At 75.8% G+C, this 4,393-nt stretch carries 4 protein-coding genes and 2 pseudogenes; 4 read left to right on the forward strand and 2 right to left on the reverse strand.

Features of this window, described 5'->3' with window-relative positions; translation table 11 throughout:
• The 3 genes and pseudogenes from IE330_RS40125 to IE330_RS37870 all read left to right on the forward strand — a co-directional run.
• Positions 1-182: pseudogene (locus tag IE330_RS40125) on the forward strand (DUF6777 domain-containing protein); the annotation flags it as partial.
• A 64-nt stretch (positions 183-246) separates the two neighbouring features.
• A complete protein-coding gene (locus IE330_RS40130; RefSeq protein ID WP_190140721.1) occupies positions 247-543 on the forward strand; it encodes a DUF6777 domain-containing protein in 297 nt (98 codons plus the stop codon).
• Positions 544-552: 9 nt separating this feature from the next.
• The gene (locus IE330_RS37870) at positions 553-2,661 is read left to right on the forward strand and encodes a SpoIIE family protein phosphatase (RefSeq protein ID WP_190140722.1); all 2,109 of its coding nucleotides are present in this window, start codon (positions 553-555) and stop codon (positions 2,659-2,661) included.
• Positions 2,662-2,797: 136 nt separating this feature from the next.
• On the opposite strand, the gene IE330_RS37875 is transcribed toward IE330_RS37870, so the two are convergent.
• Entirely contained in the window at positions 2,798-2,992 is a 195-nt protein-coding gene (locus IE330_RS37875; RefSeq protein WP_190140723.1) for a hypothetical protein, read from the reverse strand.
• Between the two features lie 177 nt (positions 2,993-3,169).
• Between IE330_RS37875 and IE330_RS37880 the strand changes: the two genes are divergently transcribed.
• Entirely contained in the window at positions 3,170-4,030 is an 861-nt protein-coding gene (locus tag IE330_RS37880) for an Fpg/Nei family DNA glycosylase (RefSeq protein WP_190140724.1), read from the forward strand.
• Positions 4,031-4,047: 17 nt separating this feature from the next.
• Here the strand turns inward: IE330_RS37880 and IE330_RS37885 are convergent.
• Positions 4,048-4,393, reverse strand: a pseudogene (locus IE330_RS37885) (hypothetical protein); the annotation flags it as partial.

The raw sequence follows: 4,393 nt of genomic DNA on the forward strand, positions 1-4,393 counted from the left end.
ACCCCTGCACCGCGACGACGGCCGAGGCCGGGGCGGGCCCCGCGCCCGTCACCCGTTCGCCGCAGCCGTCGCCGACCGGCCCCCGGCCGGGCCCGCGCTCCCTCGCGGGCGGCACCCCCGGCCTGTACGGCGGCACACCCCGGCTCGGGAGCTGCGACGTCGCCCTCCAGTCCGGTACCTGACCGCCGACCGGGCAAGGGCCCGGGCCTTCGCCGCGGCTGCGGGCACCGCACCGCCCCGGACGGCGTGCCGGCGTATCTGCGCGGCCTCACCCCCGTCGTGCCGCGTGCCGACACCCGCGTCACCGGCCACGGCTGCCGCGACGGCCGCGCCACCGGCCACCAAGCCGTGCTCCAGGCGCGCACCGCCGTCCTCGTCGACGACCGCGGCCTGCCCCGGGTGCGCTGCGCCTGCGGCAACCCGCTGCTGCCGCCGGACACCACCACCCCGCCCCGCCCGGCCGCCCCACGTGCCGGAGAGCCCCCGAACCCCTCCCACCAGGGGCGACGCCGTCCACGTGCGACCGCGGCGGGGTGCGCCTAGCGTGGGCCCATGGACGCGGGCACGGAAGGTGTCGAAGCGGCGATGCGGCGCTGCTGCGGCGGCTCCGCGTCCGCCGCGGGCTGCTGTTTCCTCGCCACGTACGGGCCAGGCCTGGGCATGGGCAGCTTCGACTGGGACCTGGAGACCCGGGTGCTGCTCATGGACGACGAGGCCCTCGCGCTGTTCGACCTGCGCCCCGACGAGTTCGACAACCGGCCCGAGAGCCTCGCGCCCCGCGTGCTGCCCGTCGAGACCCACCGCATCGACAGCCAGGTCTCGCACGCCCTGAAGGACGGCAGCGTCGCCTACGGCACGTACTTCCGCGTCCGCCGCCGCGACGGCACGCTGCGCTGGACCCACACCCAGGGCCACATCCTGCGCGACGCCGACGCACGGCCGCTGCGCATCGTCGGCATCGTGCGCGACGCCACCCGGGAGCTCAGCGACAGCACCGCCCACCGCGAGCGCGTCGAGGCCGAGGTGGACCGGCGCCGCCGCACCAGCATCGTGCGCAACACCACGGCGGCCCTCGCCCACGCCCGCACCGTCGCCGACGTCATCGACGTCCTCAAGGACACCCACGGCCTGGCCAACCTGGGCGCCTCCAACATCGTCATGGGCCTCGTCGAGTCCGGGCGGATCCGCCTCGTCGCCGAGGGCCCCACCGGCAGCTACGTGCCCGGCACCCGCGTGACCCGCGTCGACGAGCCGTACCCGATGAGCGAGACCGTACGCACCCTCGCCCCGCGCTTCATCGAGTCGCCGCGGGAGTTCGCCGAGTCCTACCCCATCCTGTGGCCGCACATCGAGCACCTGGGCATCACCGCCGCCGCGTACCTGCCGCTGATCGCCCAGGCCCGCCCCATCGGCGCCCTCGGACTGCTCTACCAGGACAAGACCGGCTTCACGGTGGAGGAGCGCAACGTCATCCTGGCGCTCGGCAGCGGCATCGCGCAGAGCCTCCAGCGCGCCATGTTCTACGAGCAGGAGAAGGACCTCGCGCAGAGCCTCCAGCAGGCGATGCTGCCGCGCACCATCCCCGGCGTGCCCGGCGCCGACATCGCCGTGCGCTACCGCAGCGCCGCGCTCGGCCGCGACGTCGGCGGCGACTGGTACGACGTCATCCCGCTGCCCGCGGGCCGGGTCGGGGCGGTCATCGGCGACGTACAGGGCCACGACACGCACGCCGCCGCCGTCATGGGCCAGCTCCGCATCGTGCTGCGCGCCTACGCCGCCGAGGGCCACACCCCGGCCACCGTCATGGCCCGCGCCTCCGGCTTCCTGCACGAGCTGGACACCGACCGCTTCGCCACCTGCCTGTACGCCGAGGCCGACCTGACCACCGGCGTGGTCCAGCTCGTGCGCGCCGGGCACATCGACCCGCTGCTGCGGCTCACCGACGGCACCTGCCGACGCGTCCCCGTCGACGGAGGCCTCCCGCTCGGCCTGTCCGCCGAGTTCGGCCGCCTCGACTACCCCGTCACCACCCTCGAACTCGACCCCGGCCACACCCTGCTGCTCTACACCGACGGCCTCGTCGAGGAGCCAGGCACCGACCTCGACGACGGCACCCAGGCGCTGTCCGAACTCGTCTGCGCCGGACCCCACGACCTGGAGCGCCTCGCCGACCTGCTGTGCGGCCACGCCGACGACGGCCGGGGCGACGACGACGCGGCCCTGCTCCTGCTGCGCCGCCGCACCATGGACGCGCCGCGCTCCGGCGGACGGCTCCAGCAGCACGTCGCGCCGGGCGACCCCGAGGCGCTCACCGAGGCCCGGCACATGATCCGCGCGGCCGTCCGCGCCTGGGGCGCCCGGGGCCGCGCCGACGAGATCGAGCTGGCCGCCGACGAGCTGATCACCAACGCCCTCATGCACACCGACGGGCCCGCCGTCGTGACCCTGCGCGTCGTCAGCGCCGCCGACCGCCGGCTGCGCGTCGACGTCGAGGACGCCTCCAGCGCCCTGCCCCGGCTGCGCGAGGCCTCCGAGGACGGCGTCTCCGGGCGCGGCCTGCTGCTCGTGGACCGGCTCGCGGACGTCTGGGGCGTGGACTCGCGGGGTGGCGGCAAGTGCGTGTGGTGCGAGTTCGTCGTCCCCACGCGCGGCGCGGAGTGAACGGGATCACAACCCCCGGCCGTCACGGTCCGCCGAACGCTGAACCCCACCGGGCGCGCCGGAGCCCCGTACCGAACCGGCTCGGTACGGGGCTCCGGCGCGACAGACAGACTCGCGTGCGGAAGGACAGCCCGTTTCAGGACTGGAAGCGGTCCCGCGCGTCGTCCGCGGCGTCGCGGAGCCGTTCCCGGCCCTGCTCGCTCCGCTCCCGGGCGCGCTCCTCGACCTGGCGGCGGCGCTCGGAGGTCTCGTTCTGACCGCCCTTGCGCGCCTTCTGCGCCTGCTCCTTGAGCTGCTCGGCCTTGTCCTGGAACTGGTCCTTGATGCCCACGGTGATCTCCTTCGGTCGGTGGTGGGATCTCGTCAAGGTTCACGCGCGGCGGCGCCACGCGCACGCCGAACGGCTACGCCACGTGTTCGTCGCAGGTAGGAACCGTGATCGCGGATGCGACGGACGGCCGGTGGCGCCAGGATGCACTCGGGGCCCGACGCGAGAGCGAGGTGCGTGATGCCGGAGCTGCCGGAGGTGGAGGCGGTACGGGAGTTCCTGGCCGGGGAACTGGTCGGGCACGAGATCGTCCGCGTGCTGCCGGTCGCCGTGAGCGTCCTGAAGACGTACGACCCCCCGGTGACGGCCCTCGAAGGCCGCCGGGTGACGGGCGTGGCCCGGCACGGCAAGTTCCTCGCCGTCGACGCGGACGGCCTGTGGCTGGTCACCCACCTGGCGCGGGCGGGCTGGCTGCGCTGGCAGGACCCGCTGCCGGGCGGCGTCCCGCGCCCCGGCAAGGGCCCGCTGGCACTGCGCGTCGCCCTGGAGACCGGCGCGGGCTTCGACCTCACGGAAGCGGGCACGCAGAAGCGCCTCGCGGTGTACGTGACGGACGAGCCCGCGGCGCTGCCCGGCATCGCCCGCCTGGGCCCCGACCCGCTGGCGGACGGCTTCACCGAGGAGCGCCTCGCCGAGCTGCTCGCCGCGGAACGGCGGCAGCTCAAGGGCGCGTTGCGTGACCAGGGCCTGATCGCGGGCATCGGCAACGCCTACAGCGACGAGATCCTGCACGCGGCCCGCATGTCGCCCTTCAAGCTCGCGCACCGCCTCACCCCCGAGGAGACCGGCCGCCTGTACGCGGCCCTGCGCACGACCCTCACCGAGGCCGTGGCCCGCTCGCGCGGCCTGGCCGCCGCGCGCCTGAAGGCGGAGAAGAAGTCGGGGCTGCGCGTCCACGGCCGCGCGGGGGAGCCCTGCCCGGTGTGCGGCGACACCATCCGCGAGGTCTCCTTCGCCGACTCCTCCCTGCAGTACTGCCCGACGTGCCAGACCGGCGGCAAGCCCCTCGCGGACCGCCGCCTGTCCCGCCTCCTGAAGTGACCCGGAGCCGTCCCGGGTCACCGCAGGCGGAGCGTGAGCAGACGGGCGCCGCCCGCGCCGCGCACCTCGAACCGGTCGATGCGGTCAGGGCGCAGCGCCGTACCGCCGTGCGTCGACAGCGGCCGCCCCGGAGCCCGCCACGTCGTCACCGTCTCCTCGGCACCGTCGCGGCCCACGGCCACGAGCGCGCACACCCCCCGCCGCGCCGGGTCCCGCACCCGCAGGAAGGCCTCCGTGCCCCAGGCGTGCTCCCGCGCGCTCAGCGCGGCGGACATCCCGCCGCGGGAACCGGCCGCGGCCAGGCGCGCGGGGGCGGCGCCGTCCGGGGCCAGCACGGGCGGCGCGGGCGCCGCGACGGCGAGG

This window comes from Streptomyces longispororuber, from assembly GCF_014656095.1.
Taxonomy (GTDB): domain Bacteria; phylum Actinomycetota; class Actinomycetes; order Streptomycetales; family Streptomycetaceae; genus Streptomyces; species Streptomyces longispororuber.